This is a genomic window from Novosphingobium panipatense (genome assembly GCF_900182875.1).
Lineage (GTDB): Bacteria > Pseudomonadota > Alphaproteobacteria > Sphingomonadales > Sphingomonadaceae > Novosphingobium > Novosphingobium panipatense.
Genome location: NZ_FXUI01000017.1, coordinates 1 through 26,965, shown reverse-complemented (window position 1 = coordinate 26,965; position 26,965 = coordinate 1). Strand labels below are relative to the sequence as shown.

At 62.1% G+C, this 26,965-nt stretch carries 28 protein-coding genes and 3 pseudogenes; 19 read left to right on the top strand and 12 right to left on the bottom strand.

Translation table 11 applies throughout. The features are described from left to right. The first annotated feature begins 15 nt into the window (after positions 1 to 15). The gene (locus QOL62_RS17195) at positions 16 to 1,242 is read left to right on the top strand and encodes an NAD(P)/FAD-dependent oxidoreductase (RefSeq protein ID WP_037508656.1); all 1,227 of its coding nucleotides are present in this window, start codon (positions 16 to 18) and stop codon (positions 1,240 to 1,242) included. A 16-nt stretch (positions 1,243 to 1,258) separates the two neighbouring features. Here QOL62_RS17195 and QOL62_RS17190 read toward each other — a convergent pair whose 3' ends face one another. Then, entirely contained in the window at positions 1,259 to 2,044 is a 786-nt protein-coding gene (locus QOL62_RS17190) for a 1,6-dihydroxycyclohexa-2,4-diene-1-carboxylate dehydrogenase (RefSeq protein WP_170978350.1), read from the bottom strand. A 175-nt stretch (positions 2,045 to 2,219) separates the two neighbouring features. Between QOL62_RS17190 and QOL62_RS17185 the strand changes: the two genes are divergently transcribed. The 8 genes and pseudogenes from QOL62_RS17185 to QOL62_RS17150 all read left to right on the top strand — a co-directional run bounded on the left by QOL62_RS17185 (position 2,220) and on the right by QOL62_RS17150 (position 8,213). Continuing rightward, complete coding sequence (locus QOL62_RS17185) at positions 2,220 to 3,221, top strand: dihydrodipicolinate synthase family protein (RefSeq protein ID WP_025548219.1); 1,002 nt, start codon at positions 2,220 to 2,222, stop codon at positions 3,219 to 3,221. A gap of 10 nt (positions 3,222 to 3,231) precedes the next feature. Continuing rightward, complete coding sequence (locus tag QOL62_RS17180) at positions 3,232 to 4,407, top strand: aromatic ring-hydroxylating oxygenase subunit alpha (protein WP_037508651.1); 1,176 nt, start codon at positions 3,232 to 3,234, stop codon at positions 4,405 to 4,407. Continuing rightward, the gene (locus QOL62_RS17175) at positions 4,404 to 4,901 is read left to right on the top strand and encodes an aromatic-ring-hydroxylating dioxygenase subunit beta (protein WP_037508646.1); all 498 of its coding nucleotides are present in this window, start codon (positions 4,404 to 4,406) and stop codon (positions 4,899 to 4,901) included. The genes QOL62_RS17180 and QOL62_RS17175 overlap by 4 nt, the downstream gene beginning before the upstream one ends. Before the next feature lie 50 nt (positions 4,902 to 4,951). Further along, positions 4,952 to 5,365: pseudogene (locus QOL62_RS19860) on the top strand (aldehyde dehydrogenase family protein); the annotation flags it as partial. A gap of 19 nt (positions 5,366 to 5,384) precedes the next feature. Further along, positions 5,385 to 5,750 (top strand): aldehyde dehydrogenase family protein, encoded by a 366-nt coding sequence (locus QOL62_RS17165; protein WP_037508640.1) that lies wholly within the window; start codon positions 5,385 to 5,387, stop codon positions 5,748 to 5,750. An 81-nt stretch (positions 5,751 to 5,831) separates the two neighbouring features. After that, complete coding sequence (locus QOL62_RS17160) at positions 5,832 to 7,175, top strand: OmpP1/FadL family transporter (protein WP_206046438.1); 1,344 nt, start codon at positions 5,832 to 5,834, stop codon at positions 7,173 to 7,175. Positions 7,176 to 7,384: 209 nt separating this feature from the next. Continuing rightward, on the top strand, positions 7,385 to 7,786 hold the full coding sequence (locus QOL62_RS17155; protein ID WP_325414929.1) for a fatty acid desaturase: 402 nt from the start codon (positions 7,385 to 7,387) through the stop codon (positions 7,784 to 7,786). A 244-nt stretch (positions 7,787 to 8,030) separates the two neighbouring features. After that, the gene (locus tag QOL62_RS17150) at positions 8,031 to 8,213 is read left to right on the top strand and encodes a transposase (protein ID WP_325414928.1); all 183 of its coding nucleotides are present in this window, start codon (positions 8,031 to 8,033) and stop codon (positions 8,211 to 8,213) included. Between the two features lie 77 nt (positions 8,214 to 8,290). Here the strand turns inward: QOL62_RS17150 and QOL62_RS17145 are convergent. Further along, positions 8,291 to 8,668 (bottom strand): annotated as a pseudogene (locus tag QOL62_RS17145) (replication initiator protein A); the annotation flags it as partial. A 317-nt stretch (positions 8,669 to 8,985) separates the two neighbouring features. Here QOL62_RS17145 and QOL62_RS17140 point away from each other — a divergent pair. From QOL62_RS17140 to QOL62_RS17110, 7 genes are all read left to right on the top strand, one after another. Then, on the top strand, positions 8,986 to 9,576 hold the full coding sequence (locus tag QOL62_RS17140) for a recombinase family protein (protein ID WP_037508635.1): 591 nt from the start codon (positions 8,986 to 8,988) through the stop codon (positions 9,574 to 9,576). 167 nt (positions 9,577 to 9,743) lie between these two features. Beyond that, on the top strand, positions 9,744 to 10,376 hold the full coding sequence (locus tag QOL62_RS17135; RefSeq protein ID WP_283407087.1) for a sigma-70 family RNA polymerase sigma factor: 633 nt from the start codon (positions 9,744 to 9,746) through the stop codon (positions 10,374 to 10,376). 142 nt (positions 10,377 to 10,518) lie between these two features. Then, on the top strand, positions 10,519 to 11,670 hold the full coding sequence (locus QOL62_RS17130) for an MlaE family ABC transporter permease (protein WP_188083133.1): 1,152 nt from the start codon (positions 10,519 to 10,521) through the stop codon (positions 11,668 to 11,670). A 92-nt stretch (positions 11,671 to 11,762) separates the two neighbouring features. Next, complete coding sequence (locus QOL62_RS17125; RefSeq protein WP_283407086.1) at positions 11,763 to 12,455, top strand: ABC transporter ATP-binding protein; 693 nt, start codon at positions 11,763 to 11,765, stop codon at positions 12,453 to 12,455. Next, a complete protein-coding gene (locus QOL62_RS17120; RefSeq protein WP_283407085.1) occupies positions 12,455 to 13,390 on the top strand; it encodes an MlaD family protein in 936 nt (311 codons plus the stop codon). Before QOL62_RS17125 ends, QOL62_RS17120 begins: the two co-directional genes overlap by 1 nt. Next, entirely contained in the window at positions 13,387 to 14,025 is a 639-nt protein-coding gene (locus tag QOL62_RS17115) for an ABC-type transport auxiliary lipoprotein family protein (protein WP_188083131.1), read from the top strand. The genes QOL62_RS17120 and QOL62_RS17115 overlap by 4 nt, the downstream gene beginning before the upstream one ends. 68 nt (positions 14,026 to 14,093) lie before the next feature. Then, on the top strand, positions 14,094 to 14,717 hold the full coding sequence (locus QOL62_RS17110; protein ID WP_379511687.1) for a hypothetical protein: 624 nt from the start codon (positions 14,094 to 14,096) through the stop codon (positions 14,715 to 14,717). An 81-nt stretch (positions 14,718 to 14,798) separates the two neighbouring features. On the opposite strand, the pseudogene QOL62_RS17105 reads toward QOL62_RS17110, so the two are convergent. The 9 genes and pseudogenes from QOL62_RS17105 to QOL62_RS17065 form a co-directional block, all read right to left on the bottom strand. After that, positions 14,799 to 15,442 (bottom strand): annotated as a pseudogene (locus tag QOL62_RS17105) (Tn3 family transposase); the annotation flags it as partial. Between the two features lie 219 nt (positions 15,443 to 15,661). After that, positions 15,662 to 16,126, bottom strand: coding sequence for a DUF4126 domain-containing protein (locus QOL62_RS17100; protein WP_188083130.1), 465 nt, complete (start codon positions 16,124 to 16,126; stop codon positions 15,662 to 15,664). 34 nt (positions 16,127 to 16,160) lie between these two features. After that, positions 16,161 to 16,646 carry a MarR family winged helix-turn-helix transcriptional regulator gene (locus tag QOL62_RS17095; RefSeq protein WP_283407084.1) on the bottom strand — a complete coding sequence of 162 codons (486 nt, stop codon included), beginning with the start codon at positions 16,644 to 16,646 and terminating at the stop codon, positions 16,161 to 16,163. After that, positions 16,643 to 17,068, bottom strand: a complete 426-nt coding sequence (locus tag QOL62_RS17090; protein WP_188083129.1) for an organic hydroperoxide resistance protein — start codon at positions 17,066 to 17,068, stop codon at positions 16,643 to 16,645. The genes QOL62_RS17095 and QOL62_RS17090 overlap by 4 nt, the downstream gene beginning before the upstream one ends. Positions 17,069 to 17,195: 127 nt before the next feature. Further along, entirely contained in the window at positions 17,196 to 18,629 is a 1,434-nt protein-coding gene (locus QOL62_RS17085) for an efflux transporter outer membrane subunit (protein ID WP_188083128.1), read from the bottom strand. Then, entirely contained in the window at positions 18,629 to 20,155 is a 1,527-nt protein-coding gene (locus tag QOL62_RS17080; RefSeq protein WP_188083127.1) for an MDR family MFS transporter, read from the bottom strand. The genes QOL62_RS17085 and QOL62_RS17080 overlap by 1 nt, the downstream gene beginning before the upstream one ends. Next, positions 20,152 to 21,378, bottom strand: coding sequence for an HlyD family secretion protein (locus QOL62_RS17075; RefSeq protein WP_283407083.1), 1,227 nt, complete (start codon positions 21,376 to 21,378; stop codon positions 20,152 to 20,154). The genes QOL62_RS17080 and QOL62_RS17075 overlap by 4 nt, the downstream gene beginning before the upstream one ends. Positions 21,379 to 21,764: 386 nt before the next feature. Next, the gene (locus QOL62_RS17070) at positions 21,765 to 22,175 is read right to left on the bottom strand and encodes a PaaI family thioesterase (protein ID WP_188083125.1); all 411 of its coding nucleotides are present in this window, start codon (positions 22,173 to 22,175) and stop codon (positions 21,765 to 21,767) included. Next, a complete protein-coding gene (locus QOL62_RS17065) occupies positions 22,172 to 22,582 on the bottom strand; it encodes a PaaI family thioesterase (RefSeq protein WP_025550801.1) in 411 nt (136 codons plus the stop codon). Before QOL62_RS17065 ends, QOL62_RS17070 begins: the two co-directional genes overlap by 4 nt. 39 nt (positions 22,583 to 22,621) lie before the next feature. Here QOL62_RS17065 and QOL62_RS17060 point away from each other — a divergent pair, with 39 nt between their 5' ends. The 3 genes from QOL62_RS17060 to QOL62_RS17050 all read left to right on the top strand — a co-directional run bounded on the left by QOL62_RS17060 (position 22,622) and on the right by QOL62_RS17050 (position 26,102). After that, positions 22,622 to 23,659 (top strand): MlaD family protein, encoded by a 1,038-nt coding sequence (locus tag QOL62_RS17060; protein ID WP_283407082.1) that lies wholly within the window; start codon positions 22,622 to 22,624, stop codon positions 23,657 to 23,659. Between the two features lie 185 nt (positions 23,660 to 23,844). Next, positions 23,845 to 24,525, top strand: a complete 681-nt coding sequence (locus tag QOL62_RS17055; RefSeq protein ID WP_283407081.1) for a TetR/AcrR family transcriptional regulator — start codon at positions 23,845 to 23,847, stop codon at positions 24,523 to 24,525. Continuing rightward, entirely contained in the window at positions 24,522 to 26,102 is a 1,581-nt protein-coding gene (locus QOL62_RS17050; RefSeq protein WP_025550796.1) for an ABC1 kinase family protein, read from the top strand. Before QOL62_RS17055 ends, QOL62_RS17050 begins: the two co-directional genes overlap by 4 nt. Before the next feature lie 100 nt (positions 26,103 to 26,202). Here the strand turns inward: QOL62_RS17050 and QOL62_RS17045 are convergent, their stop codons facing one another. Beyond that, positions 26,203 to 26,778, bottom strand: a complete 576-nt coding sequence (locus QOL62_RS17045; RefSeq protein ID WP_230588529.1) for a DUF4142 domain-containing protein — start codon at positions 26,776 to 26,778, stop codon at positions 26,203 to 26,205. Positions 26,779 to 26,965 lie beyond the last annotated feature (187 nt).

Here is a 26,965-nt window from a genome sequence, read left to right as displayed (position 1 = left end):
TGGGGAGAGAACCAAGTGCGCTCGATTGCGATTGTTGGTGCGAATCTGGCCGGTGGGCGCGCAGTCGAAGCCCTGCGGCAGGCGGGGTTCGACGGGCGAATCACCTTGATCGGCGAAGAACCCTGGCGTCCCTATGAACGTCCGCCGCTGTCCAAGGAAGTGCTGTGGGACCCGGCCAACGTCCCGGACAATTTCTTCCTCCAGGACGAGGCCTGGTACGATGACAACCGTATCGACATGCGGCTGGGCACCCGCGCCGAAGCGATCGACCTTGCGGGCGGCGGGGTTCGCCTGTCGGGCGGCGAATTGGTTCAGGCGGACCGGATTCTGCTCGCCACTGGCGGCCATGCCCGCAAGCTCAACCTTGCCGGGTCCAATTGCGCCAACGTCCATTATCTGCGTACGCGCGACGATGCGACCCGCATGGCCCTCGACCTGCGCGAAGGGGCCAGCATCGTGATTGTCGGCATGGGCGTGATCGGCGCCGAAGTCGCCGCCAGTGCGGTGAAACTCGGCTGCAAGGTCACCGTCGTCGAGCCGATGCCGGTGCCGATGGAGCGAGCGCTCGGCCGGCGCTTTGGGCAATGGCTGGGCGAGGAACATCGCAAGCGGGGAGTCGCGACCCATTTCAACTGCGGCGTGACCGGCTTCAGGTTTTCCGACAACCGTGTCAGCGCGGTCGAGGCAGACGATGGCACCGTGATCCCGTGCGATGCCGTGATCGTGGGGGTGGGAATCGTGCCGGCCACCTCGCTGGCCCGCGATGCCGGGATCGAGGTCAACAACGGGATCATCGTCGACCGTCGCTGCCAGACCAGCAACCTGGCGGTTTTCGCGGCGGGCGACGTGGCCGAGCAGGACGGGTTTTTCGGCGGTCGGTTCCGGCAGGAAACCTACCAAAACGCGGCGGACCAGGCGCAGGCGGCTGCTCTGGCGATGCTGGGGCAGGAGGTCTCCTACTGCAAGCCGATGTGGTACTGGAGCGACCAGTTCGATCTCAACATCCAGTTCTGCGGGCAGATTCCGGTGGAAGCCGAGGTGGCGATCCGCGGCGAGATGGACAGCAACGCCTTCGTCGCCTTCTTCCTGGCCGGCGAGGCGATCGAAGGTGTGCTGACAGTCAACCGCGCGCCCGATATGGGGGTGGGAAAACGGCTCGTTGAACGCCGGGCCCGCGCCAGCGCTGCGAGCCTGGCCGACGCCGGTATGTCCTTGCGGGATCTGCTCAAGCAGGCGGGCTGATTAGCCCGCGGCGCGGTCAGCCGATGCCGCCCCCGGCGACGAAAAGTGTCTGGCCTGTGACGTAGGACGCATCGTCGGAGGCGAAAAAGCAGATCGCCGCGGCCAGTTCATCGGGCTCGCCAAAGCGGGCCATCGGCGTATCGCGCAGCGTCTGTTCGAACACCTGGCTGAAGCCCAGGCGATCCGCTTCGGTGGGCGCAGCCGGATTGCGGGGGGTGACCCTGGTCACGTTGACTCCGCCCGGCGCGACGCAGTTGACGCGGATGCCGCTGGCTTCGAGCTCAAGTGAGAGGGCTGCGGTCAGCGCGGCGACCCCGCCCTTTGCGGCGGCATAGGGGACCCGGTTGACGCCGCGTGTCGCAACCGAGCCGATGTTGACGATCGCACCCCGCCCTGCAGTCCGCATGTGGGGCAGAACCGCGTGGCAGCACCACAGTGTCGGCCACAGAGACCGGTTGATTTCCGCGGTGATTTCCTGCGGGGTGTAGTCCCAGTAGGGCTTGGCCCAGATCGTGCCGCCGACGTTGTGAACGGCGACGTCGATTCGCCCGAATCGGTCAATGACCGTCTGATACAGTTCAACAGCGCCTTCGCAGTGTTCCAGGTCCACCGCGACTGCCAGGGCATTGCTGCCTTCCGCCTGGAGCTGTGCGGCCGAAGCCTCGGCCGCCTCCGCTGCGCGGTCGGCGATGACCACGCTGGCGCCTTCCACGGCCAGGCGCCTTGCGGTCGCCAAGCCAATACCTTGCGCTCCACCCGTGACCACGGCCACCTTGTCATGGAATCGATTCAGCAAAGTCACGTCCACATTCTCCCCGTCGTCCGCCCCAGCGAACGAGACCTATTCGATCTTCGGCAATTCCTGCCATTAGCGGCAAGAGCCCGATATTAGGACTTGAAGTGACATAAGGAAAAGCATTACACAATAGCGAACGTCCCGCTCGAGGCGGGCAATTTCCATTGGGAGAGTATGAGTCATGGCCAAACCGTTGTTGAGCGCCGCCGATGTCAAGGGCGCTTGGGCAATCATTCCGACCCCGTCCAAGGATAACGCGTCGGACTGGCGTGCGACCAAGACCGTCGATCTCGATGAAACTGCTCGCGTGGTCAACGGGCTGATCGATGCCGGGATCGACGGCATCCTGAGCATGGGAACGCTGGGCGAAGCCGCGACCATGACCCATGACGAAAAGCTGGATTTCATGCGTGCGCTGATCGACGCGGCGGCCGGTCGGGTTCCGGTTTTCGTCGGCACGACCTGCATCAACACCCGCGATACGGTGGCGCTGACGCGGGAAGCGCTCGCGCTCGGTGCCGACGGCACGATGCTTGGCGTGCCGATGTGGTGCGCGCCTAGCCTCGACGTCGCTGTCCAGTTTTACAAGGACGTTGCCGAAGCCGTGCCGGAAATGAACATCGCGATCTACGCGAACCCGGAAGCCTTCAAATTCGATTTCCCGCGTCCGTTCTGGGCTCAAGTGGCTGAAATTCCGCAGGTCGTGACCGCCAAATATATCGGCGTCGCCAACCTCTTGCCCGATCTGGCCGCGATCCGGGGCCGGATCAAGCTGCTGCCGATCGACTTCGACTATTATGGCGCGGCGCGGATGGATGATTCGGTCGACGCTTTCTGGTCGAGCGGAGCGGTCTGCCACCCGCTGGTGACGACCACCCTGCGCGACCTGGTCGCCCAGGCCCGCGCAAGCGGCGACTGGAGCGCGGCCAAGGCGTTCATGGGCCGCCTCGGCCCGACCGCAGCCCCCTTGTTCCCGAACGGCAGCTTCAAGGAATTCTCGACCTACAATATTGCGCTTGAAAAGGCGCGGATGGACGCCGGTGGCTGGATGAAGGCCGGGCCTGTACGTCCGCCCTACCATCTCTGTCCGGAGCCCTATCTGGCGGGAGCGCGCAAGTCCGGTCAGATGTGGGCCGAACTGGGCAAAGCGCTCGAAGCCGAAGCATTGGGGGCTGCTGCCTAGGAGGATTGCGATGAGCGAAATTGGCTTGACCTGGCCCAAGAACTTCAACGAGGTTCCGAAGGCGGCGTTCACCCGCAAGGATATTTACGCCGAAGAGATGAAGCGCATCTTTTTCGGGCAGGAATGGCACCCGGTCGCGCATGAAAGCGAGTTGCCCAATCCAGGCGATTTCAAGACCTTCCGCTTGGCCGGCGTTCCGCTGCTGATCGCCCGCGACAGGGAAGGCGTCGTGCGGGTGTTTTACAACGCCTGTTCGCATCGCGGCAACCAGCTCGAAACCGCGGTGATGGGGAACAAGACCGAATTCGAATGCCCCTATCACCGCTGGCTGTTCGATGCGAAGGGCGATCTGGTCGGTTGCCCCAACCATCGCGATTTTCTGCCCGGCTTCGACAAGTCCGACTATCCCCTGGCGCAGCCCCGGTTCGACAGTTTCTATGGCCTGATTTTCGTGACCCTTTCGGCTGAAACCGAAACGTTGACGGAGTTCCTCGGCGCGTCGCAGAACACCTTGCGCGAACTTCTCGGCGGGGACGGCAGGCTCAAGCTGCTGGGCTATCAGAAGGTGCGCTACGACAGCAACTGGAAGTCATATACCGACAACGACGGCTACCATGCGCCATTGCTCCACCAGGCATTCAAGATGCTCAATTGGCAAGGCGGCAAGGGACGTCAGTTCACCGCGACGAAACATGGCCACATCTGTTTCGAATCGGCGCTGTCGGTGGTCAGCGGCCCCACAGTGCTCAAGGATGCTTCGCTGATCGCCTTCAAGGGGCAGGACCCTGCGGTCGGCTCGCGCATCGTTTCGCTCTTCCCGACCTTCGTTTCGACTAAGCATCTCGATGTCATCAATTTGCGCTTCGCAACCCCGGTCGATGAAGAGACGGTCGAGGTCCACTACGCCTATTTCGCGCACCAGGACGACGATGAGGACATGGTCCTCCATCGTCTGCGGCAAAGCTCCAACCTGCTGGGACCCTGCGGCCTGATCAGCATGGAGGACGCATCGATCTTCCATCGCATCCATATTGGCAACCATACGCCCGGCAATGCGATTTTCCAGAAGGGCGTGCACGACCAGTCGAAGCTGGAGTCGGAGTTCCTCCAGAACGACGAGAGCGGCAATCTTCCCCGTTGGGAATATTACCGATCGGTGATGGGTTTTGAGAGGGCCGAGGCATGATGCAAACCGACACCACGCTCGAATCCGCGCTCGACGCCCTTTTGATGGCCGATGCAAGCGCGCTCGATAGCAAGGACATGATGGGCTGGCTCGCTAACTATTCCGAGGAAGACGAGGCCTCCTATATCTGCCGTGCCGCCGAAAATTCGGAAAATGGTCTCGCCCTGGGGTTCATGTACGACGATTGCCGATCCCGGCTCGAGGATCGCGTCACTTTCGTGAACGATATCTGGGTCGGTACGTTCCAGGACTATCGCACCCGTCACTTCGTCCAGCGCGTCGCGTATCAACGCGCCGATGCCTCTACTATCTCGATGCGATCGAATTTCTCGCTCTTCATGACGCCCACCGATAGCGGCATCACCCAAGTCCTGGCTGCGGGTCAATATCTTGATACCATCCGTTTGGAAAAAGCCGGTGCGTTGAAGCTGCTGTCCAGACGGGCCGAGCTCGATACGTCCGTTCTGCCCCGGTATCTGGTATATCCGATTTGATATCGGCTGCTGAACATTGCTGAAAGCGCCAGCCATGGTTGGAATTCTCAATGGATAGCAAAGTGCCGATGATCGGCGCCCATGCGCGCCTTGTCGCGCCTGCAGCACTCGACGCGTACAGGGAGCAACCTCGTGGTTTCAGGGGCAATATGGCAGTAGCTATCGTGCGCAGTTTTCCGATCGTCTGCTGGATGAGAGCGCGGACCAGAACGTCAAGATTATGGATGCAGTGGGGGCCAGACCTGCAGTTGTCCGGTGGAATGCCTGCACGAGGTGTGGGCCGGTCAGCGTGGTGGGCCATTACGCCTTGGGAACTATCCACTGGCGCTCGGTTCCTGGAAGATTGCTTCGGCGCTGGCCCCGGATGCACCGTGGTCGTCAAGCCTTCCGAGCTGACCCCGCTCAGCACGATGCGCCTGGCCGAGCTGTGCCTCGAGGCGGGCCTGCCCGCGGGCGACCTTAACATCGTCAACGGCTATGGCCATGAAGCGGGCGAGGCGCTCGCCAGCCACCCGGGGTGTCGACAAGATCACCTTCACCGGATCGACCGCTGTCGGCAAGAAGATCGTCGAATATTCGCTGGGCGACATGAAGCGGGTCACGCTCGAGCTTGGCGGCAAGTCGCCGAGAATCGTGTTTGACGATGCCGATCTCGATCAAGTGGGGCTGGGCGCCGTACTGGCGATGTTCTTCAATTCGGGCCAAATCTGCTTCGCGGCCATCCGGCTGTTCGTCCAGGACAGCGTCTACGACAAGGTGGTCGATGCGGCCATTACCGGGCTGACCCACCATGGCATTTCGGTCGACGACATTCACTACGACAAGTTCACAGACAGCAGGGATCAATAGGCCGCGATCGTCAGCATAGGCGACGCGCAAGAAGGGAGACGGGGAATGAAAAGCAAGTTAGTATTGGCATCGGGTTTCTGCATGGCGCTGTTCTGGTCCGGCAGCGCTCATGCCACAGATGGCTTCAATTTCATCGGCTATGGCCCGACGTCGATCGCGATGGGCGGAACCGGCGCGGCCTACGACATCGGCCCGGCCGGCATGATGATCAATCCCGCAACGCTCGCGCTGATGCCGGACGGATGCGACGGCCAGATCGGTGGCGACATCATCACCAGCAATCTCAAGATCCGGAATACCGCAACGGGCGAGGTCGCGCATTCCAACAGCGAGGGCACCAATAACGGGCCCTATTATGCGCCGGAGGTCGCCTTCGTCTGCCGGAAGGGGCGATACACGCTGGGCATCGGCTCCTTCGCGGCAGCCGGCGTTGGAACCCAATATGCCGCGGACAGCTTTCTGTCGCGCACCGTCACCAATACCACCGACACGGGCCTGCGAAACTTCTCTCGCATGCTGACGCTGCGGATTCCGGTTTCAGCCGCCTACCAGGTGACGGACAGGCTTGCGGTCGGCGGCTCGCTGGACGTGGTCTGGACCTCGATGAACGTGGGGCTGCTCCTCGACACATCACAGATCGGGACGCTCGCCGCCCAACAGCGCCTGTCCGGGTCGCTGGTGCCGACCCTGCTCGGCATTCCCCAGCTCTCGGGTGGCTATTTGAACTTCACCAACCACAGCATCGTCGGCGGAGCGGCCGAGGGTTGGGGCATCGGCGGCAAGCTCGGCGCGACCTATCAGGTATCGCGCAGAACGCGGTTGGGCATCGTCTATAGTTTTAAGACCTCGGTCAGCGATCTCACCGGCCACTCGACGCTTACCGCGGTGAGTGCGGTGGCCGGCAACATCCCGCTCAGCGGGAAGGTGCGGGTGCGCGATTTCCAGGGCCCCGCGCAATTCACGGCGGGCGTGTTCCATGAGTTCTCGGACAGGCTCTCCGTGGCGGTCGACTATCAGCGCGTGTTCTGGGGAAGCGCGATGAAGAATGTCTCGGTGGGTTTCAAGGACGACGCTTCGGGCGCCGACATCAATCTGTCCTTTCCGACCAACTACCGGGACACCAATGTGGTCGGCGTGGGTGTGCAATATCGACTGACCCCGCGCTTCGCGGTGCGGGGCGGCTTTCACTATGCGGACGAGCCCACCCCGGGCCACGGGGTGTTGGCGATCATCCCGTCCACACCGACCACCAACATCACGGGCGGCGGTTCCTGGGCGCTCGGCAAGAACAGTGCCCTCGATTTCGCTTTGACCTATGCCTTTCCCAAGAGCGTGTCCAATGACGGGCCTCCCAACACGGCCGCGCCGATCGAAGCGACGCATAGCCAGATCGCGGCCTCGATCGCCTTCCGGAAGCACTTCTGAGAGTCCTCTCTGATTGGGGCTGTTGAAGTCAACTCCTGTCGGCTTTTCCGGTTCATCGCACGGGTCACGCGCTTCTCTTCGCGGTCGGCGCTGTGGCCGCCGCATGATGGGGTCAGGAGAGCAAGGCGTCTCAATCTGTTTCACGACCTTGCGGGGATTGGCGCTGCAGGTTGGGGGCTCTCAACGAGATCACCTCGCCCATCGTCCCCGTGGACGATCCGGATTTCGCCCTCTCGGGCAAAAATTTGTTCTGCGTATGCCTCAGATCCTTCTTTCAGGGTTATGCCGCCAACGCGGCAGGCTCCTTGCCGAAGCGGAACTCGGTGGCATCGGCCCACTTGCGATGCAGGCCCTATATGGCGACGACCATGCGGTTCGGGCTCGAATGGCTGCTGACCCCCCTGCTGGTCTATCAGAACTATCACCTGATCCATCACCTTTATCCGGAGATACCCTTCTACCGGATGCACAAGGCCTATTACCTGCGCTACGATGAGATCAACGCGCAGGACATTCCGCGGCAGACTGCATTTGGGCTGGCACCGGAAAATATCGAATCGCACCGGGCATTCCGGCGGATGAAGGATGCGATAGCGGTTCCTGCCGAGTAGGAACGACTCTAGACAGCGTAGTTTTAAGGCGGCGCTATATCAACTTTGCCGGCCGCATGGTGTTCATAGTCAACAAGCTTCCGATCATGCTGGTAAATCTCGGTGGCGCACCCAGCTCGTCACCGTGGCAATTGTGGCCCGCTCGAGTTTGGCTTGTCCGTAAGCGGAGCCCTGACCCCACCTTGCGGTCGTAGGAAGCAGCGCCGAGTCTCCGCGCCCTGACGGACTGGGGTGCGCTGCTACTATGATGATCACGAGTGATGATCCTGTGAGCAAGGGCGCGCAGCGGTTTGAGGTATTCACGGGCGCGGGCAAGCGACGGGACTGGCCGCCTGAGGTAAAGGCCTCGATTGTCGCCGAGTGTTACGTAGGTGAAGGTGTCAGCGCCGTCGCGCGCCGTCACGGGTTGGATCCGTCGCAAGTCTAGGCCTGGCGACGGGATTTGCGGAAGCAGTTCGAGGCTGACGGTCGTCTTCCGGCAACACCTCGTTCGGAAGCGCCGGTCTTCGTGCCCTGTAGCCGTTCCAGCGCGTCCGACAGGCGCGTATAGGAGCGGGCCGAGCCGTTGACGCCGGTGACGTGGAATAGGTCGTGAGCGGTAAAATAGAAGTCCTGGGAGACGTCCACGCCGGCCTCCAGCTTCGCCACCATGAGGCTCGCGATGTAAAGCAACACCTCTTTGTCGTAGATCGTCGCAACGCCCTTCGCGGTGGCGACGATCTCGATCGAAACCGCGTCGGTCTTGTAGGCGAGCGGCTTGGTCCACTTACCCTTGCCCAACGCAAAGAACGGGAACGCCATCAGCGACCGTTCGCCGCGAACCTCCTTCAACAGCGGGCTATCGAGCGAAAACAGGTCGCCCTGTTGGATAGGCAAGCTCATGTGGTCCGCAGCCCCATCGGGTTCCGGCCGGTTGTCGAAAGCACGAAGATTAGGGCTGCTGCCCGGTGGCGCTCCCCTGTGATGGCCGATTTTACGGTCAAAGTTCGTGCTTTCGATAACCGGACGACGGCGTTGGCATCGCCATTCGTGCTTTCGGAAACCGACGGACGGGACAGCCCCCGCGGCCTTCTCACAAACGATCGATTATGAAGCGGGACCATGTGAGAAAGCATAGCAGGCGTGCAGCACGTATCAAAACACTTTCTCGATTGAGCTGGCTCGTGATAGGTGCGGACGGTAAGTTTTGAGAATAACCCATGCTGATTGGCTACGCCCGCGTCTCGACGCCCGAACAGGATCTAACACCTCAGCTCGACGCGCTCCGCGCGGTGGGTTGCGAGCGTACATTCACCGACAAGGCTAGTGGGTCCAATGCCAATCGTGCCGGCCTAGCTGAAGCCCTCTCGCATGCGCGCTCCGGTGACATACTGGTAATCTGGAAACTGGATCGGCTAGGTCGAACATCCAAGGGATTAATCGATCTCTCAATCGAGCTGGAGATGCGCGACATTGGTCTGCGCTCGATAACCGACGGTATCGACACGTCAGGAACGGCTGGCAAGTTCGTGTTCCGCATTCTCGCTGCATTAGCTGAAATGGAGCGTGATCTCATTCGCGAGCGCACTACAGCCGCACTGATAGCCGCAAGGCGCGAGGGGAGGGTCGGTGGGAGAAAGACAGTGATGACCTCCAAGCGTATTGAAGCAGCTCGAAGGCTGTTCGCGTCGGGGATGACGGTGCGCGAAGTCGCGCCGGCAATCGGCGTATCGGTCCCTACGCTCTACCGGCATTTTCCGGCGTCTGCGCAGGATGCAATCGGCGCGGAGAAGAAAGGCGACGATGCCTAAAAGAGATCTTTGCCGATCTTCGGCCGTATCAATCTTACTCTATAGCGGGCACAGCTCCGATCGCCCGGGACGGGACGAACCGGGCTCGAAGCATTCTAGCCGGCAACATTCCCGCCTTGCGTACCCTATATCACCTGAGGGCAGGAAAAGCCTGTCCGGAGAACAAGATGCCGCCCGAGGTGCCCGTCCATGCTTCCCCAGTCGCCATGCCCGACGATCATTTCGGAGCGGCACTGATCGAGCAGACGGCCGCGCTCAGCGCTTATGCCCGACGGCTGACCGCGGGCGGTGCGGACGCCGACGACCTCTTGCAGGATACCCTGCTACGCTGCTGGAGCGCGCGGGCCAGCTTCGCGGCCGGGACGAGCCTGATTGCCTGGGCTCGAACCGTGATGAAGAACAACTTCCTCACCGGTCGTCGTCGCGCCCGCTTTCAGGCGGACCTTCCCGAGGAGGCGCGCGACCGGATGCTGAAGGTGGACGAGACCCAGAGCCTCGCCATCTGGCTGCGGGATACGGATTGGGCGCTCGGCGAACTGCCGCCCCATCAGCGCGAGGCGGTGCTGCTGGCGAGCCAGGGCGCGTCGATCGAAGAGGCCGCGATGCGGCTTGGCGTTACCACAGGAACGGTCAAAAGTCGCATAGCGCGGGGCCGCACTCGGCTGCGCGCGCTCATCGAGGAGCGATCGACGCCGCTGTTGGCGGACAGAGACGGCCGGGACGAGGCCGCACCAGCGGCCGATCGGTCTGCCAGACCGAGAAAGAAGAAACGGGACTGGCGGGGCGTAAAGATCGGATAACTCTGTTTGTTGACATGGGGGAGGGCGGGGGATCTTTAAAGATTTTAGGCGACAAGGACATGACGACATGATTAGTTCCATAAGTTGCTCATTCTGGGCTTGTTCCTCGATGATTAGCGTTTAGGGGAGATATCGGTTTTTGATGAGCGTGCCGGGCCACAACCCCCCCTTTGAAGTCGGCGTCGAGTCCGCACGTTACGAGCTGCGCCAGTCTGGCGAAGGGCTCTGCCTTGCGATTGGCGGCGACTGGACCGCATTCGGACTGGGCAACCTGCCAACGGAAATCATGCGGTCGCTCACCGAAGGTTCCCGGCCCAAAGCGCTGGACGTTCAGAGCCTCGGTCACGTGGACAGTGCGGGTGCCTTGGCACTCGTCGAAGCGCTCGGCTCAACAGCGCCGCTGGAGGCCAGTGATCGTCAGGATCTTCGCCGGCTCGCGGATCTGGTGGGCGCACCGTCCGAAGCCCGCCAGGTTACCGAGCCCGCAGCCTCCGCCATTAACACGTTCTTTGCTCGTATCGGCAGGCAGGTTGAAAGATTCATAGGCCAAATCTGGGCGGTGATGGATTTCCAAGGGCGCCTGGTTGTCGCGCTAGGCCGGCACCTCAGGAACCCGAAGCGCTTGCGCCTGACACCGCTTTTCAGCGTGATGGAGCAGGCGGGCATCAATGCAATTCCGATCGTGATGATGATGTGCTTCTTCATCGGCGCAATCGTGGCGCTTGTCGGCGCCAACCTGCTTTCGACGTTTGGCGTTTCCGCCTTCACCGTGGAGCTGGTCGGCGTAGCCATCTTGCGAGAGTTCGGGGCGGTCATCGCCGCAATCCTGTTTGCCGGCCGGTCCGCTTCTGCTTTCGCGGCGGAGATCGGCGCAATGCGCATGAACCAGGAAGTCGATGCGATGAAGGTTATGGGCGTTGACGAATTCGACGCCCTCGTTGTGCCGAGGGTCCTTGCCGCGCTTCTGATGGTTCCGATCCTGACCTTCTGCGGCGACATCGGCGGCATCCTGGGCGGACTGCTGGTCAGCTGGGCCACGATGGACATCAGCCCGGTCTTCTTTCTCGAACGCACGGTCGACACCGTGAGCTTGACGCATTTCTGGATCGGGCTCGTCAAGGCGCCCTTTTTCGCCTTGGTGATCGCCGCCGCGGGATGCGGCAAGGGACTTGCGGTCAGCGGCGATACGGAAAGTCTCGGAAAGGGTGTCACCTCCGCCGTCGTCCAGTCGATTTTCTTGATCATCATGTTTGACGCGATCTTCGCCGTGATCTTCATGGAGCTTGATCTGTGACCAGTGATGCTCCCGATCGTGGAAGCGCAGCGCCGCCGATCCGCGTCACCGGTCTGCGAACGGAGTTCGGCGACGCGCTTATTCACGACGATTTGAATCTCGACGTGAAGGCGGGGGAAATCCTCGGGCTCGTCGGCGGATCGGGATCAGGCAAGTCGGTTCTGCTAAATACGATACTCGGACTAAAGACGCCCGATGCTGGTAAAGTCGAACTGTTCGGCCATGACATTCAGGAGGGGAGCGAGCGCGACGAAGTCGAGCGGCGGATCGGGGTCCTTTTCCAGAACGGCGCGCTGTTCTCGGCTCTGACCGTGCAGGAGAATGTCGAGGCGCCGTTCCTCGAGCACTCAGACCTGCCGATGGAACTTGTTGGAAAGCTGGCTGCGCTCAAGATCAAATTGGCAGGACTACCCGAAGACGCCGGTGCGAAGAAGCCGGCAGAGCTGTCGGGCGGAATGAGAAAACGGGCCGGAATCGCGCGAGCGATCGCGCTCGATCCAGCGCTGCTCTTTCTGGATGAGCCGACTTCCGGTCTCGATCCCATTGCCGCAAATGAGTTCGACGAATTGATCCGGACCCTGCGCGACGCACTTGGCCTCACCGTTTTCCTGATCACCCATGATCTCGATACGCTCCATGCGATCTGCGACCGGGTCGCCGTCCTCGCCGAAAGGAAGGTCATTGCCATCGCGCCCGTGGAAGATCTCGAACGGTCGGAACATCCATGGGTAAGAGACTTTTTTCAGGGGCCGCGCGGGCGCGCCGCGCAAAGGACTTATAACTGATGGAGCGTCACGCCCACTACGCCTTGGTTGGTGTAATTTCGACAATCGTCTTCATCGCGGCTGCCGCCTTCGTGATCTGGCTCGGCAGCCTGCAAATCAACCGGAAGGTCGATGACTATCGGATCCTCTTCCGCGGACCCGTCCGAGGCCTGAGCGAGGGCGGGGAAGTCCAGTTCAACGGAATCAAGGTCGGCCAGATCGAACGGATCGATCTGGACCCACGTGACCCCAATCGGGTCATCACCGATATTCAGATCAAGGCAGGAACGCCGGTGCGCGATGATTCGGTCGCCACTCTCGAAAGCGAGGGCATTTCCGGCGTAAGCATCGTCCAGATCAGCGCCGGCACGCCCAGTCGTCCTTTGTTGAATAAGGTCTCGAAGGAGGAGCGCCCCGTCATCCGTAGCAAGGGCAATGCGCTCTCGTCACTCCTACAGGGGGGCGGACAACTGATCCAGAAGGCCGCGGATGCGCTTGACCGCGTCAACCGTGTACTGTCCGACCGAACTATCGCCAATGCCGAGAAAACATTTCAGAACGTCCGGGAAACCTCAGACGCGCTCGTCGAGAATCGCGAAATGTTCGATCGTGCAAGCTCGGCACTGGCCAAACTGGACATGGCCGCGACGGACATCCAGGACGCGGCGCGATCCGTGCGAACCATCGCCAACGGCGACGGGCGCCAGGCCTTCTCCGACATTTCCGATGCTGCCGCTGAACTAAAGCTCGGGATCCGCGACGCGCGCGGAGTCATCGCAAAGCTGGACACGCAGAGCAGCGCAATCGGGACGACAACCTTGCCTAACATCAACGCAACAATGCTAGAGCTCCAGGAAACGGCGAGATCACTGGATAGCCTGATACGCGACATTCGGCGCGATCCGCGCGCCACGCTGACAAAGGGCTCTGGCAAGGAACTGGAGTTACCACGGTGAACCGGATCGGGAAAATCGCTCCCTTGGGCCTCGCCTTGCTGCTCGGCGGTTGTGTGGGCTCACTGCTCGGCGGCGGGAAGCCCGACAATCTTTTTCGGCTGGAAACCGCTCTTGATCCGCCTGTACAGCAAGCATCCGACCCTGCTGCCCGCCGGGCGATCATTTTCCTGCCGATCGACTTCGCAGCCGAGGCGCGAAGCGATCGGATCCTCGTCAGCCGCGGGGCTGAAACCTTGTACCTCAAGGATGCCCGATGGGTCACTCCGGCACCGGACATGCTGGCTGGACTGGCAAGAACCGTGTTCGCCGCGCATGCATCCGAAATTCTGCTGACGACACCGCGCCAGGCATCCGGCGTCGATTATGCGCTTCAGCTATCGGTCGATCGGTTCGAGGCCGTTTACGTACCCGCAGCGGGTAAAAAGGACCCGCCGGTCGTGCGCGTGGAGGGCGAGGCACGCCTGTTCCGCATGAGCGACCGGACGGTGGTGGCGACCCGCCGCTTCGAGACCGATGCTCCGGCGCAGGACAATCGGGTGAGTGCGATCGTCTCGGCGTTCAGCGTGGCCACGGATCAATATCTCGTCCAGCTCGTCGAATGGACGAGGGTCCGTACTCAATCAAGCAGTCCGTAGTGACGTAAATTGTGCCCGAGTTTTTCTCGGGCGTTTTGCCCCGAAAACTTGAATGGAAGTGCCAAGCTATGATTATTGGTACGGAGATTTCAAACTGCCATGGTAATTTGATTGCAACGTTCAAACGCCTATTGCGTTACGTGCGCATGCTATCACGTATTCCCAAACTGGCGCTTATGGCCATTTTAGTTCTTCCAGCAACCGCTCAGGCTCAAGAAGTGCGTCCAACGACCCCATCCACGGAGGAGGACAAGAGGCCCGTTGCTAACACCTTGAACAAGGCGGGCGACATCGCGACCCAGCCAGTGCGCGACGTGGGCGCCAAAAAACGCGAAATACCTCCCGTTTTAGAACGCGCTGCTCAAGACCCATATGCGACTACTGGGGCGCGTACATGCTCCCAGATCAGCGCTTCCATGGCCGAACTCGGCGAGGTCCTTGGCCCAGACTATGTGCCGGGACATGGCACGAAGGAAAATCGCGCTGGCAAGCTCGCCGAAGCCGGCGGTAAGACGGTCGTGAACGCGCTCATCCCGTTTCGCGGGCTAGTTCGGGAGGTGAGCGGGGCGGCACCGGCAGAACGCCGCTACAATGCCGCGCTGGACGCGGGACTTGTCAGGCGCGGCTTTCTTCGCGGACTGGCCGTTGCACGCGGTTGCAAACTGACTACCGCTCGGCCGATAAAGGGATGATAAAGTTGGATACCTCCATTTTAGAGGGCATAGCGTGGATGGTACGCTAAACAACGCTTAGGGCGAACAATCAGCGAACGTTCAGGCGACGCGGCTATCGGGCGGCAGATTGAGGACCTTGCGGCCAGCGGAAGCGGCGGCGTCCATGTAGATCGTGTTCCAATGACGATCGCGGCGATGACCAGGTTGAGGCCGGATGCCCGATATTGTTGCGCCTCATGGCTGCGGTCGATGATACGGCCCTGGCGGAAGGTGTAGATCGCCTGCGTCAGGGCATGGCGTTGTTCGCTGTTGTTGAGGCCGGGATGGCATCGCCGACGCAGATCGGGGTTTTCGAGCCAGTCGAGCATGAACAGCGTCCGCTCGATCTTGCCGATTTCCTGTAGCGCGACGTCGAGCTGGTTCTGCCGCTCATAGGCGGCGAGCTTCGGGAGCATGATCGATGGGGCGACGTGGCCGGCCTTGATCGATCCTACGAGGCGCAGCACGTCATCCCATTGCTCGCCGATGATGTCGGTGCGGATACGCTTGCCCAACAGCGGGGTGATGGACGGATAGGCCGTGACCGGCGCGATCGGCGCGAGCCGTCTGTCGGGAAAGTCGCGCAAGCGCGGGCAGAAACGAAATCCCAGCATGGCGCACAGGGCGAAGACATGATCGGTCGCCCCGCCGGTGTCGGTGTAATGCTCGGCGATTTTCAGTTCGGTGCCGTGGCTGGTGAGGCCGGCCTCAGACCCGGTTCTTGCGCTCGATCGGCAGCAAGTCTTGGGCTAAAGACGGTGATGCGGCGCGTGAAGTCGCGCCGGCGATCGGCGTGTCGATACCTACACTCTACCGACATATTCCGGCATCGGCGCGGAGGGAGAAGGGGATGAATCCCAGCAATGAAGTATTGGGCGAGGCCCTTGGTCTTCTCGATCTGACGCTAAGCCCAGTAGGAACGATCAAGCCTGATGCGAGACCAGGGAAGGATTGCTAACGGCTAAGCCGCTGCCGAAGACGATCGCATCCTCAACAAAGCCGGTGCCGGTCTGGCCAAAACGCCGCATGGACCACCTGCGCGCCGCAAGGCCGGCGTGGGAGGACGCCAGCGCTGCGCCAACTGCAATAACAGCACCCAACACGCGCTTGTCGCGCGGCGCCAGCGCAGCACCCGCGTAGGCTGCGGTGACACTGCGAACGGCCAGACCGATGGGCACCGTACGATCGGGCGCTGTCTTCATCTTGTCGCCCGCCATCTCGGCTGCCGCCATGGCAGCAGTGCCGGCGGCGATGATCGGGTTCAGCATCAATTCCTGGAGCGGAAGGTGGGGCGCGATCTCCTGCCGGCGGGTGGCCGTGGCAATCACGGCCAGCGGGGTCATGCCGCGCTGACCCGCCACCAGACCGATAAGGAAGGAGCGTAGCATATGAATTCTCCGATCAAGGAACGAGGAGTTTTTTTCAGGCGGTCTTTGAACCTCGGGAACGCGTGCTGTGCTGCGCCAGGATGGAAACCAGATCGCGCACGCTGTCGCGCAGCGCATCTACGCCTTCAGCGTTGTAGCCGTTCGCCATAGTCTCAGGAACGTGCAAGGCCTGGCTCCGAAGCGTCTTGCCCCGTTCGGTCAGCGTGACCACAACGCGCCGCTCATCGTTCGGGTCGCGGGCGCGGGAAAGCAAACCCGCACCCTCCATCCGCTTAAGCAGCGGCGTCAGCGTGCCGCTGTCGAGATAGAGTCGTGCACCCAGAGCCCCGATCGTCTGCGGCTGCTGTTCCCACAAAACCAGCATGTCGAGATATTGTGGATAGGTGAGGTTCAACTTCCCCAACACCGGGCCATAGAGGCGGCCCAACAGATTGGTCGCTGCATAGAGCGGGAAGCAGATCTGGCGGTCGAGCAGGAGCGGGTCTTCCTCCAGCCCCAAGGTCAGCCCCGCGTCGCTCACCGCGTGGTAACGTCGAGTTGAACGTCGACATTGCCTTTCACCGCGTTCGAATAGGGACAGACGGCATGAGCAGCCTGAACGATTTTCTCGGCTGCAGCCTGATCGACGCCCGTGATCGCAATGCCAAGCGTTACGGTGAGCCTGAAGCCACCCCGGTCGTCGGGGAGCAGCCCCACTTCGCCGGTAACCTCGACATCCTCGTCGCGAACCCTGTCGACCTGCGCACGGGTCACATGAATGACCGCATTCCCGAAGCAGGCGGCATAGCCGGCCGCGAAGAGCTGTTCGGGGTTGGTGGCACCGCCCTTGCCGCCAAGTTCCTTTGGCATCGCCAGTTGCAGATCGAGGATCCCGTCTTCGCTGCGAACGGTCCCGCTGCGACCTCCGATAGCCGTGACCTTGGTAGTATAGAGATGACCCATAGGTTCTCCTGCCAGACTTTCGATTCCTATACGCAGTCCTATCGCTGGCAATTAAATCGCACGCAAGACATTATCGTTGGCAGCGACGCTAGTCGCTCCTTCAGCAGACACTGACGGATGGCATGGACTAGCGGTCTTTGGACCCCTCCCAGCCGAGCCCGAGCGCTTTGTGGAGGCCCACAAACGCACGAACGAACTGTCCCTGCGCTTCCACTGCGGAGATGTCCGCCGTCAGCGCCGCGCGTTCTGCGTCTATGGACGACGTCAGCGGTGCAGCTCCGCGCTCGAACCGCTGGTCTGCGAAGCGAGAAGACTGCCGGGCGCCCTCAGCGCTCCGGTAGCTCGACAGGAGGGTCGCGCGCAGATTGCCGAAGCGCGACAGGCTCGTCTCGGCATCGGACAGGGCGGCAAGGACGGACTTGCGATACTGCGCCTCCGCCTCGTCCCGTCCGGCGCGGGACTGCTCCACCCGGGCGCGATTGCGGCCGAAGTCGAGAAAGCTCCAGTTGATCCGCGGCAACAACAAGCTCGACACGTTGTCGGTATCCACGACGTCGCCGATATTCGGGCCGCCAAGTCCGATGATTCCCATGATGCTGACCGAGGGGAACTGGCGCGCGACGTCGACGCCGATCTGCGCGGTGGCAGCGGCCAGTTGCCGTTCGGCGGCCCGGACGTCGGGCCGGCGCCGCAGCATCGCCTCAGGATCGCCGATCGCGACGCTCGCCGGGACGGAGGGGATGGCCCCGGAGGAGGAGAGGGTGGCATCATGGGCACCGGGCTCGTCGCCCGTGAGCAGCGCAAGCTGGTCGAGCGTCACCGCGATCTGGCCTTCGAGCGGTAACAGGCCGCCTTGCGTCCGGTTGAGTTCGGTGCGCAGGCGGACGACGTCGTCGCGCGACGACGCGCCGCGCCGCTCGCGCTGCTCGAGAAGTGCAAGCGACCGTGCGAGCAACTCGGAGGATTGGCGCGACAGCACCAGGCGCTGCTGAAGTTCCCGCAACGTCACGTAATTATCGGCGATCTCGGCGGAGAGGCGAACCTGCGCATCCGCCACGTTGGCATGGGCCGCGTCCGCCTGCGCGGAGGCGGCTTCCGCGGCGCGGCGGCGCCCGCCGAACAGGTCGATCTCCCAGGAGGCGTCGAGGCCCACGTTATAGAACTCGGCCTTGATCCGGTCGTCCTGCTCTCCCTGCGATGGGAGAGCGAGAGATCCGGCGGGGAGGTCCGCAATGATGGCGGTCCCAGTGGCTGATATCGAGGGCGACCGGTTGGCCCGTTGCTCACGCGCCGCGGCGCGGGCCTTGCGCACTCTCGCCTCTGCGATCGCGACATCGGGACTGGCAGCGAGCCCACGCTCGACGAGCGCGTTGAGGCGCGGGTCGGCCATCGCCTCCCACCACCGCGCCAGCGGACGATCGGCAACCGTCTGGGCAGGGTCGGCGCGGCGGAACGTCGCACCCGCTCTTTCGGCACTCGCGACGGGGCGTGGCCCCGCATAGTCGGGTCCGACCGTGCAGCCGGCAAGCAGGAGTGGTACAGGGATCAGGAAGCGGATCATCAATGCATGGCCATCTGGGTGCCGGAGGGGATGGGGCGAAGGAACAGCGCCAGCGGGGTCGTGACGGCGATCGCAATCGCAAGGACGACATAGAGGTCGTTATAGGCCATCACGGTCGCCTGCTGGAGCATCTGGCCTGCCAGTTGACGATACGCCCCGGCTTCGCCGGCCGCCCCCGCCATCGCGCGACCGAACCATTCCTGCGTCGCCGCCGCGTTCGCCGACGCTGATTCGGCGATCCGATTGAAATGCAGGAAGGTTTGACGATCCTGCAGGGTTGCCATCATCGCGAGACCGATGGACCCGCCCAGGTTGCGGCCCGCATTGAAGAGGGCGGACGCATCGCCCGCGTCCTCGGGCGCGACGGCGCTGATCGCGGCCTGATTGAGGAACATCATCGCGAAGATCTGGCCGAAACCCCTGACCAGTTGCGATCCGACGAGGTCGCCGCCAGCGGTGTCCGCCGTCATGCTCCAATCCATCGCGCAACTGATCCCGATGGCGACCATTCCGATGATGACGGCCACGCGGACATCGAGATATTTGAAGGCGAGCGGGAGAAACGGCATCATCAGCAGCGCGGGGATGCCGGACACAAACACGACCTGCCCCGACTGCAGCGCGCTGTAGCCGGCCATTACCGCCAGAAACTGAGGGATCAGGAAGGTCACCCCGTAGAGAACGACGCCGATCACGAGGCTCAGCACGAACACGCTGCCGAAGGTGCGGCTGAAGATCAATGACAATTTCAGGACTGGCTGAGGCGACCTCACCTGGCCGATGGCGATGAGTGTGAACCCAAAGACCGTGGCGATGGCGAGCTTGATAATCATCGCCGATTCAAACCACATCTCCCGCTGCCCCTCCTCCAGCATGACGGTGAGCGAGCCGAGCCCGATCGCCAGCCCAGCTATGCCCAGCCAATCGGCGTTCCGCAGTTGATTGAGGCGCAGGCGCTCGTGATCGAGGCCGACGAGCAGCAGCACAGCCAGGCCGGCGCACACGGGCACGTTCAGGAAGAACGCATAGTGCCAGCTGTAATTGTCGGTCAGCCATCCGCCGATGATCGGGCCGAGCACGGGTCCTAGGATGGCTGTCCCGCCGAAGGCCGCGGTCCCGATCGGCTGCTGTGAGGGTGGCAGCCGCGTGGCGATGATCGTCATGGCGGTCGGAATGAGCGCGCCGCCGGTGAATCCCTGACCGACGCGACCGGCGATCATCATGGGCAGCGTCGTCGAGAGGCCGCAGATCACCGAGAAGCCGGTGAACGAAACGGCGGCGGCGAGCAGGAAATTTCGGAGGCCCAGTAGCCGTACAAGGAAGGGGCTGAGCGGGATCATGACGATCTCGGCGACCAGGTATGACGTTGCCACCCAGGTCCCCTCGGTCCCGCTGGCGCCGATTTCCCCCTGAATTGTCGGCAGCGCCGCGTTGACGATCGAGATGTCGAGCAGCGCCATGAAGGACCCGATCGTGCCCGCGGCGACCGCAAGCCAGTCCCGCGCGCTTGCGCGTTCACGGGTCATCGTCGCTGGACCTGCGCCTCGTCGCGCCCAAGCCGCTCGCTCTCCTCCTCGATCCGCTTGCGGCTGCCCTTCGCACCGATGGTGTCGATCGTGACCTCCACCGATAGTCCGGGCCGCAGGACCTTGCGCGCTTCGGGTCCGGCCTCGATGCTGATCCTCACCGGCACACGCTGGACGATCTTGGTGAAGTTGCCGGTCGCGTTCTCGGGCGGCAGCACCGAGAATTGCGCACCGGTGCCGGGTGCGAAGCTGTCGATCCGGCCGCGCAGTTCGGCCCCGTCCAGCGCATCGACCTTGATGGTCGCCGGCTGGCCGACGCGCATGAGGGCGACCTGGGTCTCCTTGAAGTTCGCCTCGATATAGAGCTGGTTCGCCGGCACGATCGACATGAGCCGGGTCGCGGGCTGGACGAACTGCCCCACCCGCACCGCCTTGTCGGCAACCACGCCGTCAATGCTACTGCGAAGCTCGACAGCGCCAAGGTCGGTCGAGGCGCGGTCGAGTTGCGCTTGCGCGGTTTCCCGTTGAGCCAGAGCCTGGCCGATGCGGGCACTCTGCGTTTCCAGCCCGCGCCTTGCCGCCAGATAGGTGGCGCGTTGGGTGCGCAGGTTGGCGACCGCGCGATCGCGATCGACCACCAGGGCCGCCAGCCGCTCGCGCGACTCCGCCCCGGACTGCGCGAGCGGCTCGTACCGCCGGACCTCCGCGGCTGCGGCCTCGGCGGCGACTTCGGCTGCGGACACTTGCGCCGCCGACTGCGCGATGGCCGCGCGCTGCTCGTCGAGCGTGCTGCGTGCTGTCCGGATGCCGGCAACGGCCGAGGCGACCTGCGCCTGCGCCTGTGCGACGCTTGCACGATAGTCCCGCGGATCAAGCACTGCCAGAAGCTGCCCGCGTCTCACGGGCTGGTTGTCACGCACGAGAACCCGTTCGACATAACCGCCCAGTTTGGGAGAAACGGTCACGAAGTCGGCCCGCACATACGCATTGTTCGTCGATTGACGATACTGCCCGCGTTCCCGATAATTGACATACCACATGGCGGCCGCGACGATCCCGGCCACCAGCGCCGCGATCAGCGCGTAGCGGATAACGGGATATCGCGTCAGGAGACCCGGTTTATCTGGCGCATCCCCATCAGTGCCAGTCGGTCGGTCGCCGCGCTCTTCCCCTTCGTCGTCATGCCCGCTCGCATCTGTCTCGGGTTCGTTGCGATCTGCCACTCTTCAACCTTGTAATATGTAAACCGTATCGTATCATAGTAATTGATGCGGCTGTTTTCTACCTTCGATTTTGATCGGAAAAAAGCGATTGGCCGGCTGACGCACCCATCCAACATGACGCCTGCGGTCGCGGCTGCAAGCGTGTGGGCGTATTCCACCATAATCCCGGCTGGAAGCGCTTCAACTTGACAGCATTCGCTTTCCAGAACCTGAGCAGGGATCTCCGCCGTGGGTTCGGGATAGGGACTGGAGTGCCTACGGCCGAATGCTCGCAAGACATAAGCAGAGCCCCGCCGTCGTCGACGTTGGCGAAGCCGATCAGTTTTCGGTCGCCGCCGGGCTAACCTATACCCCCCGATATCGACGCGCGGCGAGACCAATCAGCGTCAGGCGAATTCACACAGAAATTCGCACTGTGCCGCACATACAATCGTGTCCGGGCTATCCTGCCATGCATCAACGTGGGCGACCGCGACGCGCCGCCCGATCCTGCGCAGATTTGGCTGCGCCGTGACCGGGGCGAGCCGCATCGGGGCAAGAAACTGCACATTGATGCTAATGAGTTGGGGCAGACAGTTTCGGTCGAGCCGGTGTGACAGGACAGCGCCGCATGCCAGTTCGAGAAACGCCGTGATGGCGCCGCCGTGAAGCGCCTGAGCCAACGGATTGCCGACGAGTTCCGCGGTCGGAGACAGCTTCCAGAGCGCGCCAGCCTCCTCGACCGAAATCATCTTGGCGAGCTTCGAGCTGAACCCCGACGAGGCAAGGATCGCTTGTATCTTCGCGTCGGCGCTCATGCCGCTGCCCGGTGTTTCACCGAAAAGACGGCTTGTGCCGTGGCGAATACATCTGAAGGGTCTTGGTCCCAGACCTCTACGCGCACGAAGGCGAATGCGTCGGTCATCCGGTAGCAATGTCCCCAGGCCGTCACATCGGACCCAGGCGTCGCCGGTCGAATATGGTCGATCTTCAGGTTCAGCGTCGAGATCGAGATCGGCATCTGCCGCGACATGATGGCGGCTCCGCACACATGGTCGATGAGGCTTGCCACCGCACCGGGCGCGATCCCGTCGGCATGGTCCGCCAAGGCGGCCCGACTGGGCAATCTCATCGAACACAACCCATCGTCCGCCGAGATCGTCACAAGATCCAGTTCGGCACTCCATGGAATGATTATGCCTGCGAAACCCGGAACGTCGGCCAAATCGCTCTCCTCACGGTGGCGCAATCTTTCCCAGCACCAATGAGGCGTCAACAGCAAATATGGAAATACACCGGACGGTTTACATCTGATGGCTGCTTGGCTAAGTTGCGTGGAGGTATGGAGACGCGCTCAAACCGCTTGTTGGTTTTCTTGGTCGTCGGCACGCTGCTTGCGACCCTCGCGGTTTTCGCCTTCTGGCTGATGACGGCCAAAAGTCCCGATGGCCAAGACTTCGTGATCCGGTTCAGCGACGACGTCCGGGGGCTGAAGGGCGGCGCTTCCGTGACATATGCCGGGGTTCGGGCGGGCGTTGTGACCGATGTCCGTCTCGACCTTCAAGATCCGTCAGTAGCCCTCGTCACGGTGCGGCTAGATCCAGACATCCCGATCTTGGATGGAGCTAAGGCCGAAATAGTGCGGTCGCTTCTCGGGGATGACGCCACGATCACGATCGACGGCAGTGTGAAGGGCGCCGCGGCGATCACTGCTTCCACCGATGGCGGCTTGCCCGTCATCCCCGCGAAGGAGGGAGGGCTCCTGGGTTCCGGCGGAGACCCGATGGCACTCATCGAAAAGATCAGCCGTTCCGTCGACAATGTTTCCAGCAATCTGGATGCCCGGGGACAGCAGCATACGCGCGAGCGACTGGCAGCGCTCAGCGCCGCCTCCTCGGCGTGGCCGGACAGGGCGACGCGGTTATCTGAAACGCTAACCGGGTCGCGCGGACGGATCCTCAGCACTGGCGCTTCAATCGCTCGCGCTGGCGAGCGAGCGGGCCGCATCCGTGCCAAGCTGGAAGCGCGTCGCGATGCCAGCCTTGGAATCGATGACAAGCTGAGCAGCGCTCAGCGCGCGGCGGAAGAGTTTCGTGGCGATGTGGAGGCGCTGCGCCCGGCCGTTCGCGCCCTCGAAGGCCGAAGCCGTGAGGTCACAGAGTCCGTTCGCTCGGCGCGATCCACGACACAGCGCCTCGGCGACCAGGTCGAGCGCGTTGATCGCGAAGGACTCCAGCTGTTCGGGGCGCCAAAGTTGCCCGATTACAATTCAGCAAAACAGTCGCCACCACCATCGCGCTAGCGCCAGCGTTTCGTGGTACGAGTGACGTTCATCCTCGGGACCGCCCCCGATTGTATTCAGGGACCTCCCCATATTGAACAAGGCGGTGGCCGTGAGCGCGTGAGCAGGACATGGTGGCGCATCTTGGCAACCGGTCGCCGATTTCAGCTTCAGCGACTATCAGGCATCGCGGAGGCGAGATTGAAATGAAGGTGCGATCGGGGAGCGGCAAGCGGGGCGGTCGGACTGGCAGGCCAACGGCAGAGGCAGCGATCCGCCTCACCTCCCATATTCTGCAAAGCGCTCGTGAAATGTTCTTCGAACATGGCTTTGACGGCGCGAGCGCTGATATGATCGCCGAGGGTGCAAAGATCTCGAAGCGGACCCTTTACGCCAGGTTCGGCAGCAAAGCGCGTGTGTTCGAAGCTGTGATCCTCGACGAGATTGACACGCAACTTCGGGCGCTGGAGCCGGCCGTCGATGCGGATCTTGCTGTCGTGGACAGGCTGCAGTCGATAGCCGATGTGCTTCTCGAGTGGCTGCTTACGCCACGTATCGCTTCAATGGAACGTGTCGTGATCGCGCAGGCCGTGCGCTTTCCTGCGCTTGCCGCCAACATTCACGAGTTCGGCTTTCAGCGCGCCGCTCAGTGGGTGGCGAGCATTCTCGGGGCTGCTGCCGCCAAGGGTGAACTCGATCTACCGGATCCCGTTTTCGCCGCTGAACAGTTCGTGACCCTCGTGGTCGTAGCACCGATGCGCCGCGCGGCACTCGGCCTCGCCCCCCCGGCCTATGATGAAAACGCCCGCGCCCGAGTCAGACGGGGCATCGAGCTTTTTATTATTGGCTGTCTACCTCCCGCACTCGGAACCGAGAATATGCAATGACCGAGGTCGCAGATGATATTCCGTTGAGTGAGCGGGAAAGATTTGGAGAGCTCGCGCGAATCTTCGCACGTCACGGACTCGGCGGCCTCGCCTCACGCGTTGGGTTGGCGAGCGGTCCGCTGACATGGTCCGTCGAGCCGGACGCATCAACTCGGGTAGTCGCGCTTCTTCGCGACCTAGGCCCGGTCGCAATAAAGCTGGGCCAGCTTCTCGCCACACGTGGCGATCTTCTGGGGCCGGAGTGGGTGAATGCGCTATCGACATTACAGGATCAAGTTCCTGCGGTACCATTCCACGAGATCGAACCCGAACTCGTCTCGTCTCTCGGTGCGCCCGTTGCTGATGTTTTCGCGCGCTTCGATCGGATACCAATCGCCGCGGCGTCGATTGCCCAGGTGCACGGTGCAGCCCTTTCCGATGGAACCGAAGTTGTCGTCAAGGTGCGCCGCCCGGGAATAGCGACCCGCGTCGACGCCGACCTGAGATTGCTACGACGACTTGCGCGCCTGGCCGAACGGCGCTCGCCGGAACTGCGGCGGCTCAAGATTGACGAACTGCTTCGCTTCTTCGCCGAGAGCCTGTCTCAAGAAATGGATCTGAGCGCCGAAGCGGCAGCATGTGAGGGGATTGGGTCATTTCTCGACACGCTAGGCGTGAGGACACCGAAATTCTTTTGGGACTATGTCGGCCGCCGCGTCAACGTCCAGGAGCGGCTTGAAGGAGTCTCGGTGCGCGGCGTCCTTATAGCAGCAGACGAGGTAACAGACGCGGCCGCAATTGCAGGCGCCTACGCGGACGCCATATTGCGCATGATCATCTTTTACGGCCGGTTTCACGCAGATCCCCATCCGGGGAACGTATTCGTGCTTCCAAGCCGAAAGATCGCTTTCATCGACTTCGGTGCCACCGGAACGCTGACTCCAAACCGTCGCTCGGAGCTGGTTACCTTGGTCCTCGCTATCGCGGGAGAAAATCCGCGCGCGGTCGCGGATGTGCTGATAAACTGGTCAGGCGACCGGACCGTTGAGGTGGATGGGTTGCAAAGGGATCTTGAGTCTTTGATCGGTCAATTTCGTGGCGCTGTCTTGAAACAGGTTGATCTGTCCGAGATATTCTCGCGCGTGTTCACGTTACTGCGCCAATACCGTCTGGCATTGCCGCCCGACCTTGCTTTGCTCCTGCGCACATTACTGACCGCCGAGGGATTGGTACGGACTCTAGACCCAGAGTTCGATATCGCGGCTAGGGCGATGCCGATCGCCCGCGAGCTTGCGCGCGAGCGAATTAGTCCTGCCGAACTGAGAAAAGGTGGGCGCCGCCTGGCAACAGGGATCGGCCGCTTGGCCGCAGCCTCTCCCGACCTGATTGGACTGGTGGAGAAAGTAGCAAAGTCAGGTACAATCCCGGTTCACGTGTCATTACCATCACCGAACAAGGAGAGGCCGTCGCCCCAAAGAGATATACTCGCTGCCGGTCTGATCGTAGGCGGAGCGGTTCTCTTTAGTCAACAAATATACATATCGCTAGCTTCATGGGGAATTGCTGTGGTCATATTGGCACTTACTAGAAATCGATAGATTTTACTGGTTGTATCCTCATCGAATTATGCCATCATAAAAAGGTGTTCAAAACGCTGGGCCAGGCCGCCGGGAGCTATGCGGCCCGGCCCAGCTAGGTTCACCTTCCCGCAAGCCCGGAGGGTGTGAGTGACTTGCCGGTGGTGAGTTCGTTTTCCAGCACGGGAACAGCCGTGCCGGCGATCTGCTGCAGCGCTGGGTCGGTGCCGTCTTGGGCGTATCCCTTGTGGATTGCCCACGCCGCTTGTTGCACCTTCGCCGACTGGGTGAGATAAAGGTTATCGAAAGCGCTCTTCGGTGCCTTTTGCAGCAACTTGACAAGAGCAGCGCGGTCGGCCGACAACGCTGACGATGGTGCCTTGATCGTGCGCTGATCGTTTTTGAGCGCTGCCATCAGTGCTTTCTGGCTGCTTTGTGCCTCGGCTAGGACGCGCTTGGCGTAGGATTTGACGTCGTCCCGCTGCGCGCGCGTTGCGGCAAGCTGGGCAGCCTTTATCTGATAGACGTTCGCGTCCGACGCGGCGAGAACGTAGTTTGGGCCGCTTTGGCTGGCAATCGGCTCTACCCCGACATCCGCGCTGGTCATCGTTCCTGACGTGGATGGGGCAACTGCTTGGGCGAAAGCCGGAACCGACACCAAAGAAAGCAGCGCGGCGGAGATCACGATCTTCATCATTTTCCTTTCTGGTGGCTTATCTTGATAATTTGAATTCAAGTCCGCAAACGAAAAGGAAACCGGTTGGTTCCTTTTGTGGATCGGCTCAGAGTCTTCTCTGATTGGGGCCTAGTGGGTCAAGCTGCTTTCTCGACTTTATGATCATTCCCATGGATCACTCGCTTCTCTCCGCGGTCGGCGCAAGGCC